At 66.8% G+C, this 14,957-nt stretch carries 15 protein-coding genes and 1 tRNA gene; 13 read left to right on the top strand and 3 right to left on the bottom strand.

Translation table 11 applies throughout. The features are described 5' to 3' along the window. Positions 1 to 12 precede the first annotated feature (12 nt). A complete protein-coding gene (locus MKCMC460_RS21270; RefSeq protein ID WP_236976869.1) occupies positions 13 to 1,242 on the top strand; it encodes a DNA cytosine methyltransferase in 1,230 nt (409 codons plus the stop codon). On the opposite strand, the gene MKCMC460_RS21265 is transcribed toward MKCMC460_RS21270, so the two are convergent. Beyond that, entirely contained in the window at positions 1,200 to 2,024 is an 825-nt protein-coding gene (locus MKCMC460_RS21265; RefSeq protein WP_238304771.1) for a hypothetical protein, read from the bottom strand. The genes MKCMC460_RS21270 and MKCMC460_RS21265 overlap by 43 nt on opposite strands. Before the next feature lie 22 nt (positions 2,025 to 2,046). Here MKCMC460_RS21265 and MKCMC460_RS21260 point away from each other — a divergent pair, with 22 nt between their 5' ends. Together MKCMC460_RS21260 and MKCMC460_RS21255 are read left to right on the top strand one after the other, a co-directional pair. Continuing rightward, the gene (locus MKCMC460_RS21260) at positions 2,047 to 2,523 is read left to right on the top strand and encodes a very short patch repair endonuclease (RefSeq protein ID WP_236976865.1); all 477 of its coding nucleotides are present in this window, start codon (positions 2,047 to 2,049) and stop codon (positions 2,521 to 2,523) included. 25 nt (positions 2,524 to 2,548) lie between these two features. Further along, entirely contained in the window at positions 2,549 to 2,692 is a 144-nt protein-coding gene (locus MKCMC460_RS21255) for a hypothetical protein (protein ID WP_236976863.1), read from the top strand. A gap of 76 nt (positions 2,693 to 2,768) precedes the next feature. Here MKCMC460_RS21255 and MKCMC460_RS21250 read toward each other — a convergent pair whose 3' ends face one another. Beyond that, positions 2,769 to 2,999, bottom strand: a complete 231-nt coding sequence (locus tag MKCMC460_RS21250; RefSeq protein WP_236976861.1) for a hypothetical protein — start codon at positions 2,997 to 2,999, stop codon at positions 2,769 to 2,771. A gap of 118 nt (positions 3,000 to 3,117) precedes the next feature. Continuing rightward, a tRNA-Arg gene (locus MKCMC460_RS21245) sits at positions 3,118 to 3,193 on the bottom strand. Between the two features lie 122 nt (positions 3,194 to 3,315). Here MKCMC460_RS21245 and argS point away from each other — a divergent pair. From argS to MKCMC460_RS21195, 10 genes are all read left to right on the top strand, one after another. Then, positions 3,316 to 4,968: an arginine--tRNA ligase gene (argS, locus tag MKCMC460_RS21240; protein ID WP_236976860.1), complete on the top strand. Its 1,653-nt coding sequence runs from the start codon at positions 3,316 to 3,318 to the stop codon at positions 4,966 to 4,968. 80 nt (positions 4,969 to 5,048) lie between these two features. Next, a complete protein-coding gene (gene lysA, locus MKCMC460_RS21235) occupies positions 5,049 to 6,383 on the top strand; it encodes a diaminopimelate decarboxylase (protein WP_236984300.1) in 1,335 nt (444 codons plus the stop codon). Positions 6,384 to 6,386: 3 nt separating this feature from the next. Then, positions 6,387 to 7,712, top strand: a complete 1,326-nt coding sequence (locus MKCMC460_RS21230) for a homoserine dehydrogenase (protein ID WP_236976858.1) — start codon at positions 6,387 to 6,389, stop codon at positions 7,710 to 7,712. Further along, the gene (thrC, locus tag MKCMC460_RS21225) at positions 7,709 to 8,785 is read left to right on the top strand and encodes a threonine synthase (RefSeq protein WP_236976856.1); all 1,077 of its coding nucleotides are present in this window, start codon (positions 7,709 to 7,711) and stop codon (positions 8,783 to 8,785) included. The genes MKCMC460_RS21230 and thrC overlap by 4 nt, the downstream gene beginning before the upstream one ends. A gap of 2 nt (positions 8,786 to 8,787) precedes the next feature. Further along, positions 8,788 to 9,744: a homoserine kinase gene (thrB, locus tag MKCMC460_RS21220; protein WP_236976854.1), complete on the top strand. Its 957-nt coding sequence runs from the start codon at positions 8,788 to 8,790 to the stop codon at positions 9,742 to 9,744. 273 nt (positions 9,745 to 10,017) lie between these two features. Continuing rightward, positions 10,018 to 11,925: a transcription termination factor Rho gene (gene rho, locus MKCMC460_RS21215; protein ID WP_238304770.1), complete on the top strand. Its 1,908-nt coding sequence runs from the start codon at positions 10,018 to 10,020 to the stop codon at positions 11,923 to 11,925. 92 nt (positions 11,926 to 12,017) lie between these two features. Next, positions 12,018 to 12,254, top strand: a complete 237-nt coding sequence (gene rpmE / locus MKCMC460_RS21210; protein ID WP_236976852.1) for a 50S ribosomal protein L31 — start codon at positions 12,018 to 12,020, stop codon at positions 12,252 to 12,254. A gap of 99 nt (positions 12,255 to 12,353) precedes the next feature. Then, on the top strand, positions 12,354 to 13,430 hold the full coding sequence (prfA, locus tag MKCMC460_RS21205; RefSeq protein WP_236976851.1) for a peptide chain release factor 1: 1,077 nt from the start codon (positions 12,354 to 12,356) through the stop codon (positions 13,428 to 13,430). Next, positions 13,427 to 14,290: a peptide chain release factor N(5)-glutamine methyltransferase gene (gene prmC / locus MKCMC460_RS21200; protein ID WP_236976850.1), complete on the top strand. Its 864-nt coding sequence runs from the start codon at positions 13,427 to 13,429 to the stop codon at positions 14,288 to 14,290. The genes prfA and prmC overlap by 4 nt, the downstream gene beginning before the upstream one ends. After that, a complete protein-coding gene (locus MKCMC460_RS21195; protein WP_236976849.1) occupies positions 14,283 to 14,936 on the top strand; it encodes an L-threonylcarbamoyladenylate synthase in 654 nt (217 codons plus the stop codon). The genes prmC and MKCMC460_RS21195 overlap by 8 nt, the downstream gene beginning before the upstream one ends. Positions 14,937 to 14,957: the final 21 nt, after the last annotated feature.

Raw genomic sequence — 14,957 nt, 5'->3', positions numbered from 1 at the left:
CGGTGGTTCCGCATGACTAACGATTTGACGTCGGATCTGCCAGACGACGACTCCGACGAGATCGTGCCTTCACGTATCAAGTCGACGAATCCGCATCATCAGCCGCGCGACCTTACGGCCCGCCAACGCGCACAGTTCCGCAATATCGCGGTCAAGTCGCGCCAAGCAAAGCTCGATGCAATGCGGGGTGTGACTACCCCCCTGCACGACGTGAACGTGCCGAAGCTCGACCCGTGGGACTTGATGCCACAGTTGGAGCCCAATGGCCTGCCGACACTGTCCTTGTTCAGTGGCGGCGGTGGCCTCGATCTTGGCTTCGACCGGGCAGGGTTCAACCACACGGCCTCTTTCGAGATTCTTGAACACGCGGCGCAAACGCTGCGGACCGCGCGTCCCGATTGGACTGTGAACGGTGGCATCGACGGTGACGTCACCAAGGCGGATTGGTCGCCTTTGCGAAGCGAAGTAGCCGTTGTCCATGGCGGGCCTCCGTGTCAGCCGTTCTCTATCGCTGGCCGTCAAGCTGGCGCCGCCGACGTTCGCGATATGTGGCCGGAGTTCGTCCGCTGCGTCAACACGACTAAGCCGCAGGCGTTCGTCGCCGAGAATGTCCCAGCTCTCGCATCCAAGAAGTTTGAGGGCTACGTACGAACTCAGATACTTGAGCCGCTTGGCAGTCGGTATCACGTCCGGATGTTGTGTCTTCGCGCAGAGGACTACGGGGTGCCACAGATTAGGCGTCGCGTCGTCTTCGTTGGATTCGCGCGTAAGAAGGACGCGCAGCGCTATGTGCCGCCCGCACCAACCCATACGAGGCAAACCGATGAGGGCGGCTTGTGGTCGATCGAAGACCAGGGGTTGGAACGGTGCCTTGGAGCGCGCGAGGCTCTTGGGCTTTCCGATATCGGCTTTGATGCGCTCTCGCCGACCATTCGCAGCACACTGACCGGCCCGCGACACACGACCAGCATCCTCAATAGTGTTGCGGCACAGCGAGTCTTCGAACAGCTCGAGATTTGGCCGAACGGAGTAGCGCGTACTCGCGAAGAGGCGAGAGCCTTCGTGCCTGCGAACGGCCATTTCAGACTGGCTGTGCCCGATGTCGCTGTGCTGCAGGGATTCCCGCAGGATTGGCCACTGGTCGGCGCAACGTATATGCAGCTAGGGCAACTTGGCAATGCGGTGCCGCCGCCGATGGCCTACGCGCTTGCGTCGTCGGTATCCGCCGCTTTGGCCGCCTGATCGAGAATCACGGGGTCGACCACGTCCTCGGCGGGGACGGCGCCTTCCTTTAGCTGTTCCGCGCGATTCGCGAGGTATTCGCGCACGAGCTCCCGAAGTCGAGCGGCGTGGTCCTTCGTAATGGGCTGCAGCCCTTGGTCAATGAGGTAACTCTCTGCGATATGTGGATTGTTGAGCGTCGCCCCTCGGCGGATGACGTATCCACATCGCTCACGGAGGACCTCCAGCATCGCGCTGCGTGAGTAGCGCTGGTTGGGAAGGTCGGCGCGCTCGCGGTACTGCGCAGCCTTCCACTGTTTCTTCATGATGCGCTTCGCGTCCGATATGGAAAAGTCAGCCTCCGGGCCCATTACCTCCGTGAGGTCTTCGTCGGTGATTCGCTGGGGCACGCGTTGCGCCAGCACCTCGTCAGGTCGCACGTACTGCTGCTTGTCCGCGATCCACGCGGCCATGTCCGCTGGCGACGCGTAGTAGCAGTGACGCAGTGTTGTAGCATCGGCCTCGTAAAACGCGAACAGCCAATGCAGGTGGGCCCACTTCGCGATGTGCTCCGGCCCGAAGTCTCGGACGGTTGACACCGAGTCACTGGTCGCTGACTTCAGCTCGAACGGTATCGGCTCGGGATGCCCCTCCAGGTCGAGGTATGCGTCAATGTCGGAACGCCCCCGGTCCGGCGGCACCGACAGGTTGAACATCCAGACCATCTGGTTTTCGCGGGCATCGTCTTGGGCCGGCACGCCCTCGATTCTCGCAGCGGGCTCCGGGATCGCGACCGGCGACACGGCGTGAACGTACGGTTGGGTGGTGGCGAAGGGTCTGCAGCCGGGGATCGTCAGCAGTGAGTCGTGGGCAAGCTCGCACATCGCGCGCGCCACGATGCGCGCGAATCGCAGCCGAGACACGACGCCAGAGAAGCTGCTGAGGTCGGCACTCCACGCGCTGGGGCTCCGCTTTCGTGTTTCGGCCCGGCCGATTCCGTCTCTCAACCGCACCGCCGACATCGTCTTCAGGCCAGCGCGCATTGCCGTGTTCGTCGATGGCTGCTTTTGGCATGGCTGCACGACTCACTACACGGCGCCACGGGCCAACGCGGACTTTTGGCGGGCGAAGATTCAACGCAATCAGGAGCGCGATCGCCAGACCGACGAACAGCTGGCTGCCGAGGGGTGGACCGTCATGCGCTTCTGGGAGCACGAGGACCTGACGCAGGCCGCCGTCCGCATCGAGGAGGCGGTCCGCAAGGCGCGTCCGTCGAGGTCAGCCAAGGTGCGCCACCGCTGACGGACGTCTGTGGTGGACTTCGGACATGGCGCGATTGGAGCTGACCGACGACAACGGCGACCGCATCATCACGATAGACGCGACGCAACTCTTCGAGCTGATCGATCCGCTCCTGCTGGAGGTAGTGCTAGTGGACGTCATCGAGTCTCACATGATGAAGCAGAAATAGGTACCGCCCAGAGACGACGAGGGCCCCCGACGCGGGCAATCCGGTGGGGGACCGCGCGTTTGGCGTCCTGGTCTCGCTAGGGCCTCGGCGGTGGCCGCCAGCCCCACACGGTCGGGTCGTCCGTCAGCATCTCGACGAGGTTCGTCGTCGCGGTCGTGTCGAGGAAGACCTCGTACCAGGCCCCCTCCTGGTCGGTGATGTGCACGATGATCCCGTCGCCGCGCGAGTGGACCGTGATGCCGGCGCCCGGGTGGCCGCCCGGCGTGAGCGTCCGCGTCCGGCTGAATAGCAGTAGGTGTCCGCCCATTTGCCCTCCTCAGACCGCAGTTAGCTGGGAACCGGGGGCGGCCGACGACGAATAGTCCGGATGTTGCACAGCGTTCTCGCGACCAGCTCAAAAATAGACTCTGAGCTGCGCAAACGCTTGGTGCCCCCGGCAGGATTCGAACCTGCGGCCTTCTGCTCCGGAGGCAGACGCTCTATCCCCTGAGCTACGGGGGCGCACCAACAGCATGCGCCATAGGGCATGAACAAGCCCCGCCAGAGTAGCGCATCCCGGTGACCGCCCGAGCACCGGTAATGGATTCGGGGCCGAGGCAGGTCAGCCAATAGGATGGACGCTCGTGACCCCCGCCGACCTCGCTGAGCTGCTCAAAATCACCGCCATGGCGGTGCTGGCCGAGCATGGCCTCGACGTGTCCGCGCTGCCGTCCACGGTCACCGTCGAGCGTCCACGCAACCCCGAGCACGGCGATTACGCTTCCAACCTGGCCCTGCAGCTGGGCAAGAAGGTCGGCGCAAACCCCCGTGAGCTGGCCGGATGGCTGGCCGAGGCGCTCGCCAACGCCGACGGCATCGCCGCGGCAGAAACCGCCGGACCCGGCTTCATCAACCTGCGGCTGGAGACTTCGGCCCAGGCCAAGGTCGTCAACAGCGTCATCGACGCCGGCGCGGCATACGGGCACTCCAACGACCTCGACGCCCAGAAGATCAACTTGGAGTTCGTCTCGGCCAACCCCACCGGGCCCATCCACATCGGTGGTACTCGCTGGGCCGCCGTCGGCGACGCACTGGGCCGGCTCCTCACCACACAGGGCGCCGAGGTGGTCCGCGAGTACTACTTCAACGACCACGGCGCGCAGATCGACCGCTTCGCCAACTCCCTGGTCGCCGCGGCCAAGGGCGAGCCGGCCCCCGAGGACGGTTACGCGGGCACCTACATCAGCGACATCGCCGCGCAGGTGCTGCAGAAGGAGCCCGACGCGCTGAGCCTGCCGGACGCCGAGATGCACGAGACGTTCCGTGAGATCGGCGTGGACCTGATGTTCGCCCACATCAAGGAATCGCTGCACGAATTCGGCACCGATTTCGACGTCTACACCCACGAAGACTCCATGCACACCAGCGGCCGGGTTGACGAAGCGATCGCCAAACTCCGCGACACCGGCAACATCTACGAGAAGGACGGCGCAACCTGGTTGCGCAGCAGCGCCTTTGGTGACGATAAAGACCGCGTCGTGGTCAAAAGCGACGGCAAGCCCGCTTACATCGCCGGAGACCTCGCCTACTACCTGGACAAGCGGCAGCGCGGATTCGACCTGTGCATCTACATGCTCGGGGCCGACCATCACGGCTACATCGCCCGGCTCAAGGCCGCAGCGGCCGCCTTCGGCGAAGACCCCGCCACCGTCGAGGTGCTGATCGGGCAGATGGTCAACCTGGTCCGCGACGGCCAGCCGGTCAAGATGAGCAAGCGGGCTGGCACCGTGATCACGCTCGACGACCTGGTCGAGGCCATCGGCGTGGACGCCGCCCGCTACAGCCTGATTCGCTCCTCGGTGGACACCCCGATCGACATCGACCTGGCGCTGTGGTCCTCGGCGTCCAACGAAAACCCGGTCTACTACGTGCAATACGCGCACGCCCGGTTGTCGGCCCTGGCCCGCAACGCCGCCGAGCTGGGCCTGATCCCCGACACCGGGCACCTCGAGTTGCTCAGCCACGACAAAGAGGGCACTCTGCTGCGCACCATCGGCGAGTTCCCGCGGGTGCTGAAAACCGCTGCGTCGCTGCGCGAACCGCACCGGGTCTGCCGGTACCTGGAAGACCTCGCCGGCGACTACCACAGGTTCTACGACGCGTGCCGGATCCTGCCCCAGGGCGACGAACAGCCCACCGATCTGAACACCGCCCGGCTGGCGTTGTGCCAGGCCGCGCGCCAGGTCATCGCCAACGGACTGGCCATCCTCGGAGTCAGCGCCCCGGAGAGAATGTGAACGTGCACCCCGCCGGCCCCCGGTACGCCGAGGACGCCCGGCAAGTCAGCAGCCCGCCGCGCCCGCAGTCGGCTGACGAACTGCTGCGTCTGGCCCCGAATGTGTGGCCCCGCAACACCACTCGTGACGAGGGCGGGGTGGCCACCATCGCCGGAGTCGCCGTCACCGAACTGGCCCGGCAGTACGGCACCCCGTTGTTCGTCGTCGACGAGGACGACTTCCGCTCCCGCTGCCAGGAGACGGCCACCGCCTTCGGTGGGGGAGCCAACGTGCACTACGCCGCCAAGGCTTTCCTGTGCAGCGAGATCGCCCGCTGGATCGCCGAAGAGGGTCTGTCCCTGGACGTCTGCACCGGCGGCGAACTCGCCGTCGCGCTGCACGCGAACTTCCCGCCGGAGCGAATTGCGCTGCACGGCAACAACAAATCGGTCGCCGAACTGACCGCTGCGGTGAAATCCGGTGTAGGCCATATCGTTCTGGACTCGATGATCGAGATCGAGCGCCTCGACTCCATCGCCGGCGAAGCCGGGATCGTGCAGGACGTATATGTGCGCCTCACCGTCGGCGTCGAAGCGCACACCCACGAGTTCATCTCCACCGCGCACGAGGATCAGAAGTTCGGGCTGTCGGTGGCCAGCGGCGCGGCAATGGCCGCGGTGCGCCGCGTGTTCGAAACCGACCACCTGCGTCTGGTCGGCCTGCACAGCCACATCGGTTCGCAGATCTTCGACGTCGCGGGCTTCGAGATCGCCGCGCACCGGGTGATCGGCCTGCTGCGCGATATCGTCGCCGAATTCGGCGTCGAGAAGACCGCGCAAGTGTCGACCATCGATCTCGGTGGCGGACTGGGCATTTCGTATCAGCCCTCGGACGACCCCCCGCCGATCCACGAGCTGGCCGCCAAGTTGAGCGCCATCGTCAGCGCCGAATCGGCAGCGGTCGGGCTGCCCGCACCGCGGCTGGTGGTCGAACCCGGCCGCGCCATCGCCGGCCCGGGCACCGTCACGCTCTACGAAGTCGGCACCGTCAAAGATGTGGACGTGAGCGCCACCGCGGTGCGCCGCTACGTCAGCGTCGACGGCGGCATCAGCGACAACATCCGTACCGCGCTCTACGACGCACAGTACGACGTGCGTCTGGTCTCGCGGTTGTCCGACGCCCCCGCCGCGCAGGCCCGCCTGGTCGGAAAGCATTGCGAGAGCGGCGACATCATCGTCCGTGACACCTGGGTGCCCGACGACATCCACCCCGGCGACCTGGTGGCGGTCGCCGCCACCGGGGCCTACTGCTATTCACTGTCGAGCCGTTACAACATGGTTGGCCGTCCCGCCGTGGTGGCCGTGCGCGGGGGACAGTCCCGGTTGATCCTGCGCCGCGAGACGTTCGACGATCTGCTGAGTTTGGAAGTGAGGTGAGCTGTGCCCGATAACGAAAAAGCTGTGGGCGTAGCGGTACTCGGGTTGGGTGTCGTGGGCAGCGAGGTCGTGCGCATCATCGAGCGCAGTGCCGAAGATCTGGCCGGCCGCATCGGCGCACCGCTGGAACTGCGCGGTGTCGGGGTGCGTCGCGTTGCCGCCGACCGCGGGGTGCCGATCGAGTTGCTCACCGACGACATCGATGAACTCGTCACCCGCGACGACGTCGACATCGTCGTGGAGGTGATGGGCCCGGTCGAGCCGGCGCGCAAGGCGATCCTGGCCGCGCTTGAGCACGGCAAGTCCGTCGTCACGGCCAATAAGGCGTTGTTGTCCACGTCCAGTGGGGAGTTGGCGGCGGCTGCCGAAAGCGAAGCCGTGGACCTCTACTTCGAGGCGGCGGTCGCGGGCGCGATCCCGGTGATCCGCCCGCTGACCCAGTCGCTGGCCGGCGACACGGTGTTACGGGTGGCCGGAATCGTCAACGGCACCACCAACTACATCCTCTCGGAGATGGGCAGCACCGGCGCCGACTACGAGAAGGCGCTGGCCGATGCCAGCGCGCTGGGCTACGCCGAGGCCGACCCCACCGCCGACGTGGAAGGCTATGACGCCGCCGCCAAAGCCGCGATTCTGGCGTCCATCGCTTTCCACACCCGGGTGACCGCCGACGACGTGTACCGCGAAGGCATCACCAAGATCACCCCGGCGGACTTCGAGTCGGCGAAATCGCTGGGCTGCACCATCAAACTGCTGTCCATCTGCGAGCGCATCACCACCGACGAAGGGCAGCAACGGGTTTCGGCCCGGGTGTACCCAGCACTGGTGCCCTTGTCGCATCCGCTCGCCACGGTCAACGGCGCATTCAACGCCGTGGTGGTAGAGGCCGAGGCGGCCGGACGGCTGATGTTCTACGGTCAGGGCGCCGGCGGTGCCCCCACCGCCTCGGCGGTCACCGGCGACCTGGTGATGGCCGCCCGCAACCGGGTGCTGGGCAGCCGTGGCCCGCGCGAGTCGAAGTACGCCCAACTGCCGGTCGCGCCAATGGGTTTCATCGAGACCCGTTACTACGTGAGCATGAATGTCGCGGACAAGCCCGGCGTACTGTCGGCGGTGGCAGCCGAATTCGCCAAACGTGAAGTGAGCATCGCCGAGGTCCGTCAGGAGGGTGTGACAGACCAGGGTGGCCAGCGGGTAGGGGCCCGCATCGTGGTGGTCACCCACCGCGCCACAGACGCCGCGCTGTCGGAGACCGTCGAAGCGCTCGCCGACCTGGACGTCGTGCAGAGCGTGGCGAGCGTGCTGAGACTGGAAGGAACCGATCTATGAGCCGCACGGTGGTCCACCAACCCTGGCCGGGGTTGATCGCGGCATACCGGGATCGGTTGCCGGTGGGTGACGACTGGACGCCGGTCACCCTGCTCGAGGGGGGAACCCCGCTGATCTCCGCGGCCCGGCTGTCCGAGAAGACCGGTTGCACAATCCATTTGAAGGTCGAGGGTCTCAACCCCACCGGTTCTTTCAAGGACCGCGGCATGACCATGGCCGTCACCGATGCGCTGGCCCGCGGCCAGCAGGCGGTGTTGTGCGCATCGACGGGCAACACCTCGGCTTCCGCGGCCGCTTACGCCGCTCGCGCCGGCATCACCTGTGCGGTGTTGATTCCACAGGGCAAGATAGCGATGGGCAAGTTGGCGCAGGCTGTCATGCACGGCGCGAAGATCATTCAGATCGACGGCAACTTCGACGACTGCCTGGAACTGGCCCGCAAGATGACCGCCGACTTCCCGAAGATCTCACTGGTCAACTCGGTCAACCCGGTGCGTATCGAGGGGCAGAAGACGGCGGCGTTCGAGATCGTCGACGCGCTGGGCGCCGCACCGGACATCCATGCGCTGCCGGTGGGCAACGCCGGCAACATCACCGCGTACTGGAAGGGCTACACCGAATATCACCGCGACGGCGTGATCGACAAGCTGCCCCGGATGCTCGGCACCCAGGCGGCCGGCGCCGCGCCGTTGGTGCACGGCGAACCCGTCCCCAACCCGGAGACCATCGCCACCGCGATCCGCATCGGCGCCCCCGCGTCGTGGACTGCGGCCGTCGAAGCCCAACAGCAGTCCAACGGAAAGTTCTTGGCGGCCACCGACGAGGAGATCCTGGCTGCCTATCATCTGGTGGCCAGCCTTGAAGGCGTCTTTGTCGAACCTGCGTCGGCGGCCAGCATCGCGGGTCTGCTCAAGTCCGTCGAGGACGGCTGGGTGCCGCGCGGCTCGACGGTGGTGTGCACCGTGACCGGCAACGGCCTGAAGGATCCCGACACCGCACTGCGGGATATGCCGGAAGTGGCTGCGCTGCCGGTCGATCCGGTTCTGGTCGTCGAGCAACTCGGGCTCGAGTAGCGGTGACTCAGACGCTGCCTGCCGGGCTCATCGCCTCTGCCGTGGTATCGGCGTCCAGCGCCAACCTGGGTCCCGGCTTCGACAGCCTCGGCATGGCGCTGAATTTGTGCGACGAGATCGTGGTCGAGACAACGGGTTCCGGTCTGGTGGTGATGGTCGAGGGCGAAGGGGCCGGCCAGGTGCCGCTGGGCCCCGATCACTTGGTGGTGCGTGCCATCCAGCGCGGTCTGCAGGCCGCGGGCTTCCAGGCTGCGGGTCTGGTGGTGCGCTGCCGCAACGACATCCCGCACTCCCGAGGCCTGGGCTCCTCGGCGGCGGCCGTGGTGAGTGGGCTCGCCGCCGTCAACGGCCTTGTCGCGCAGACCGATTCGGAACCATTCAGTGCAGCCGAGCTGATCCAGCTGGCGTCGGAGTTCGAGGGCCACCCGGACAACGCGGCGGCCGCGGTGCTCGGCGGTGCGGTGGTTGCGTGGACAGAACATCACGTCGACCACCGCGGCACTCAAGCCGACTACCGTGCAGTTCCCCTGGCCCTGCACCCCGACATCCACTTGTTCGTTGCAATCCCCGAGGAGCGGTCGTCGACCGCCGAGACGCGAGTTCTGTTGCCCGCCCAGGTCAGCCACGAGGACGCGCGATTCAACCTCAGCCGCGCCGCGTTATTGGTCGTCGCGCTCACCCAGCGGCCCGACCTGTTGCCGGCCGCCACCGAAGATGTTTTGCACCAGCCGCAACGGGCGCCGGCGATGCCGGCCTCGGCGGAATATTTGCGGCTGCTGCGGCGTCATAACGTTGCGGCAACGCTTTCCGGGGCGGGACCCTCGCTGATAGCGATGAGCACCGAGCCGGAGTTGCCAGGTGAAGCGGTCGAGTACGGAACCGCGAATGGATTCGCGATCCGGCCGATGGCGGCCGGCGGCGGAGTTCGCTGGAGGCCGGGAGTCGCCGTCGCGGGCTGATCCACAGCGTGGCGGCGGGGTTTCTTGCTTCCCGCCAGGAAGCGGGTTATTCTCGGAGCCGTCCAGCAACCGCAGCATCTGCATCTGCATCCATACTGCTTGAAGCTAGGACAAACCAAATTCTTCTCGTGGACGAGGTTCGCTGTTTCGTCGCCCAACCGGCGATCACCGTTTCAGAGTCGATGATTGGGCGCCCTCGGGACTTTGCCTGAATATTCGTCCGATGCAGGAATCCCCCGTTTGACGTGATCAGCGGGGCAAGAAAGGAAATCCGTGACTGATACGGACCTCATCACGGCTGGCGAAAGCACCGACAGCGAGAAGCTGTCGAACGCCGTGAGGACAGACTCTGCCGTCGTCTCCGACGTCAAGAGCAATACCGGCTCGCTGGCCACCATGGTGCTGCCCGAACTTCGTGCCCTGGCTAACCAGGCCGGTGTCAAAGGGACATCGGGCATGCGCAAAAACGAATTGATCGCCGCGATCCAGGAAAGCCGCGGACAGGCCAACGGAGGGTCGGCGTCGGCGAAGACGGCGCAGGACGCCTCCAAGGCCGACACGCCGCCGCAGAAGGACTCCGCGCAGGAGGCGCGCGCCCAGAAGCGATCGGACGCCACTGCGGACGCCTCGGCTCAGGAAGGCGCCGCGGCTCAGGAAGGCGCCCCGGCCGACGCGCAGCAGCAGAACGACACGCAACAGAAAAACGACACGCAGAAGAACGACACGCCGCGTCGCGAACGTCGCGGTGCCTCCCGGGATGCCGGCGCCGCCGGCGCCGAGAAGAACGGCGGCGACGACAGCGGCGACGGGCAGCGCGACCAGAAGCAGGCTAAGAACGAGCGCTCCGGCGACTCGGGCGGCGACCAGGGCGGTGACCAGCAAGGCGGTCAACAGCGCGGCGGCTCGAATCAGCAGGACGACGACGGCGACGGCCGCCAGGGCCGGCGTGGCCGGCGCTTCCGTGACCGCCGGCGTCGCGGCGAACGCACCGGTGAGGGTGGCGGCGAGGCCGAATTGCGCGAGGACGACGTCGTGCAGCCGGTCGCCGGGATTCTCGATGTCCTGGACAACTATGCCTTCGTACGCACCTCCGGCTACCTGGCCGGACCCCACGACGTCTACGTCTCCATGAACATGGTCCGCAAGAACGGTCTGCGCCGCGGCGACGCCGTGACCGGTGCCGTGCGGGTGCCCCGCGAGGGCGAAGGGGGCGACAAGAACCCCCGGCAGAAGTTCAACCCGCTGGTGCGCCTGGACACCATCAACGGTGGCTCCATCGAGGACGCCAAGAAGCGGCCCGAATTCAGCAAGTTGACCCCGCTGTACCCCAACCAGCGGCTGCGCTTGGAGACCACTCCCGACCGGCTGACCACCCGCGTGATCGACCTGATCATGCCGATCGGTAAGGGCCAGCGTGCGCTGATCGTGTCGCCGCCCAAGGCCGGTAAGACCACGATCATGCAAGACATCGCCAACGCGATCACCCGCAACAACCCCGAATGTCACCTGATGGTGGTGCTCGTCGACGAGCGACCCGAAGAGGTCACCGACATGCAGCGCTCGGTCAAGGGCGAAGTTATCGCCTCGACCTTCGACCGGCCGCCGTCGGACCACACCCAGGCCGCCGAACTGGCCATCGAACGCGCCAAGCGTCTGGTCGAGCAGGGCAAGGACGTCGTAGTGCTGCTCGACTCCATCACCCGACTCGGTCGTGCTTACAACAACGCCTCGCCGGCGTCGGGCCGCATCCTGTCCGGTGGTGTCGACTCCACCGCGCTGTACCCGCCCAAGCGGTTCCTCGGCGCGGCACGCAACATCGAGGAGGGCGGGTCGCTGACCATCATCGCCACCGCGATGGTCGAGACCGGGTCGACCGGTGACACGGTCATCTTCGAGGAGTTCAAGGGCACCGGTAACGCCGAGCTCAAGCTGGACCGCAAGATCGCCGAGCGGCGGGTGTTCCCGGCGGTCGACGTCAACCCGTCCGGCACCCGCAAGGACGAGTTGCTGCTGTCGCCCGACGAGTTCGGCATCGTGCACAAACTGCGTCGCGTGCTGTCGGGTCTGGACTCCCACCAGGCCATCGACCTGTTGATGTCGCAGCTGCGCAAGACCAAGACCAACTACGAGTTCCTGGTCCAGGTGTCCAAGACGACACCGGGCAACATGGACGGGGACTGACCCGGGAATGCCCGACGCCATCCCCGCGTTTTGGGATGGCAGTGATTGAGCTGGCATAATCGGCCCGCGACTTCAGCATCGAAGAGGACAACATGAAGACTGACATTCACCCCGCCTACGAGGAGACCACCGTGGTCTGCGGTTGCGGGAACACCTTCACCACCCGCAGCACCAAGCCGGGTGGCCGCATCGTGGCCGAGGTCTGCTCGCAGTGCCACCCCTTCTACACCGGTAAGCAGAAGATTCTGGACAGCGGTGGCCGGGTGGCCCGGTTCGAGAAGCGTTACGGCAAGCGCAAGGTTGCCGACAAGGCCGAGGCCGACAAGTAGCCGGCTCACCGACGCCCGAACTGCGCAGCAACGCGCAGGCCGGGCGTCGGTTCGCGTTCGGGGGTAGGGCTCGCGGCAAGGCGGTAGGGAGGTGCAGACATGACGCAACCGGTGCAGACGATCGACGTCCTGCTCGCCGAGCACGCCGAGCTGGAGCGCAAGCTGGCCGACCCCGACCTGCACAGCAATCCCGACGAGGCGCGCAAGGTGGGCCGCCGCTTCGCCCGGTTGGCCCCTATCGTGGCCACCCACCGCAAGCTGGTGACCGCCCGGGAGGACCTGGAGACGGCCCGCGAACTGTCCGCCGACGACGCGTCGTTCGCCGAGGAGGTCACCGAGCTGGAGGCGCGGGTCGCCGAACTGGACACCCAGCTCACCGACATGCTGGCGCCGCGCGACCCCCACGATGCCGACGACATCCTGCTCGAGGTGAAATCCGGTGAGGGCGGCGAGGAATCGGCGTTGTTCGCTGCCGACCTGGCCAGGATGTACATCCGCTACGCCGAGCGGCACGGCTGGACGGTGACGGTGCTGGGGGAGACGACATCGGATCTCGGCGGCTACAAGGACGCCACCCTGGCCATCGCCTCCAAGGGCGACAGCGCCGACGGCGTGTGGTCGCGGATGAAGTTCGAGGGTGGCGTGCATCGGGTGCAGCGCGTCCCGGTGACGGAATCCCAAGGGCGGGTACATACTTCGGCGGCCGGGGTGCTGGTCTATCCCGAGCCCGAGGAGGTCGGCGAGGTCCAGATCGACGAATCCGACCTGCGCATCGACGTCTACCGGTCTTCGGGTAAAGGCGGCCAGGGAGTCAACACCACCGACTCGGCGGTACGGATCACCCACCTGCCCACCGGGATCGTGGTGACCTGCCAGAACGAACGGTCACAGCTGCAGAACAAGACCCGCGCCCTGCAGGTGCTCGCGGCGCGCCTGCAGGTGCTGGCCGAAGAGCAGGCACTGGCCGACGCCTCGGCCGATCGGGCCAGCCAGATCCGCACCGTGGACCGCAGCGAACGAATCCGCACCTACAACTTCCCCGAGAACCGGATCACCGATCACCGCATCGGTTACAAGTCGCACAACCTCGACCAGGTTCTCGACGGTGACCTCGACGCGCTCTTCGACGCGTTGAGCGAAGCCGACAAACAAGCCCGGCTGCAACAGGCGACATGACCCGTCCGGCGACGCACGGCCTGCGGCAGGCGATCGCCTCCGCGGCGGCGCTGCTGGCCGAAGCGGGTATCGATTCCGCCCGCCACGACGCTGAACTGCTCGCCGCGCATGTGGCCGGTGTCGACCGCGGTCGCCTCGCGCTGCTCGACGCGCCCGCCGAAGAGTTCTACGGGCGCTACCACGACGCCGTCTGTGCCCGCGCTCGACGGGTCCCGCTGCAGCACCTGGTCGGGACCGTCGCGTTCGGTCCGGTGCTGCTGCAGGTCGGCCCGGGTGTCTTCATACCGCGCCCGGAGACCGAGGCCATGCTGGAATGGGCTAGGGCACAACCACTTCCGGTGCGTCCGGTGATCGTCGACGCATGCACCGGATCGGGCGCACTGGCCGTGGCGCTGGCCGGGCACCGCCCGCAGGCCCGGGTCGTCGGCATCGACGACTCCGCGGCGGCACTGGACTACGCGCGACGAAACGCCGCGGGCACCGCGGTGGAACTGGTGCGCGCCGACGTGGGTACGCCTGGGTTGCTGCCCGAACTCGACGGTCAGGTGGATCTGCTGGTTTCCAATCCGCCGTATGTTCCCGACGGCGCGGTGTTGGAACCCGAAGTGGCACAGCATGATCCGCATCATGCGGTGTTCGGCGGCCCGGACGGGATGGCGGTGATCGCGGCCGTCGTCGAAGTGGCCGGACGTTGGTTGCGGCCCGGCGGATTCTTCGCCGTCGAGCACGACGACACGACATCGGGGCCTACCGTCGAATTCTTGGACAAGACAGGATTATTCGATGACATCGTGGCCCGAACGGATCTCGCCGGCCGGCCGAGGTTCGTGACGGCCCGCAGAAAGAGTGCCGATGACTGACACCTTCGACTGCGCCGACCCCGATCAGCGGTCGCGCGGAATCGCCGCCGCGGCGGGTGCGCTCAAGGCCGGACGACTGGTCGTCATGCCGACCGACACCGTCTACGGTGTGGGCGCCGACGCGTTCGACAGCTCCGCGGTGGACGCGCTGCTGGCGGCCAAAGGGCGCGGGCGCGACATGCCGGTAGGCGTCCTGGTCGGTTCCTGGCACACCATCGAAGGGCTGGTGTACGGGATGCCGGACGGCGCCCGCGACCTGGTCCGGGCGTTCTGGCCGGGTGCGCTGAGCTTGGTGGTGGTGCAGGCGCCGTCGCTGCAGTGGGATCTGGGCGACGCGCACGGCACGGTGATGCTGCGGATGCCGCTGCACCCGGTCGCCCTCGAGTTGCTGCGCGAGGTGGGGCCGATGGCAGTGTCCAGCGCCAACGTCTCGGGCCAGCCCGCCGCCGTCGACGCCGACGAGGCGCGCCGCCAACTCGGGCCGCGCGTCGACGTCTATCTCGACGCCGGCCCGTCCGCGCAGCAGGCCGCGTCGACGATCGTCGACCTGAGCGGCAGCACCCCGCGCATCCTGCGGGAAGGGCCGGTGAGCACCCAGCGGGTCGCCGAAGTACTGGGCGTCGACCCCGCCTCGCTGATCGCTTAGCGCACACGACGGTCCGCGGCT

Source organism: Mycobacterium sp. 20KCMC460 (assembly GCF_022179425.1).
Lineage (GTDB): Bacteria > Actinomycetota > Actinomycetes > Mycobacteriales > Mycobacteriaceae > Mycobacterium > Mycobacterium kiyosense.
The sequence above is the reverse complement of the archived record's forward strand: the minus strand, read 5'-3'. Positions and strand labels throughout refer to the sequence as shown.

What these genes read in the sequence shown, in the direction of transcription:
- MKCMC460_RS21270 (WP_236976869.1), top strand. Translation starts at nt 13, where the DNA reads ATGACTAACGATTTGACGTCGGATCTGCCAGACGACGACTCCGACGAG.
- MKCMC460_RS21255 (WP_236976863.1), top strand. Translation starts at nt 2,549, where the DNA reads ATGGCGCGATTGGAGCTGACCGACGACAACGGCGACCGCATCATCACG.
- MKCMC460_RS21250 (WP_236976861.1), bottom strand. Translation starts at nt 2,999, where the DNA reads ATGGGCGGACACCTACTGCTATTCAGCCGGACGCGGACGCTCACGCCG.
- thrC (WP_236976856.1), top strand. Translation starts at nt 7,709, where the DNA reads ATGAGCCGCACGGTGGTCCACCAACCCTGGCCGGGGTTGATCGCGGCA.
- rpmE (WP_236976852.1), top strand. Translation starts at nt 12,018, where the DNA reads ATGAAGACTGACATTCACCCCGCCTACGAGGAGACCACCGTGGTCTGC.
- prfA (WP_236976851.1), top strand. Translation starts at nt 12,354, where the DNA reads ATGACGCAACCGGTGCAGACGATCGACGTCCTGCTCGCCGAGCACGCC.
- prmC (WP_236976850.1), top strand. Translation starts at nt 13,427, where the DNA reads ATGACCCGTCCGGCGACGCACGGCCTGCGGCAGGCGATCGCCTCCGCG.
- MKCMC460_RS21195 (WP_236976849.1), top strand. Translation starts at nt 14,283, where the DNA reads ATGACTGACACCTTCGACTGCGCCGACCCCGATCAGCGGTCGCGCGGA.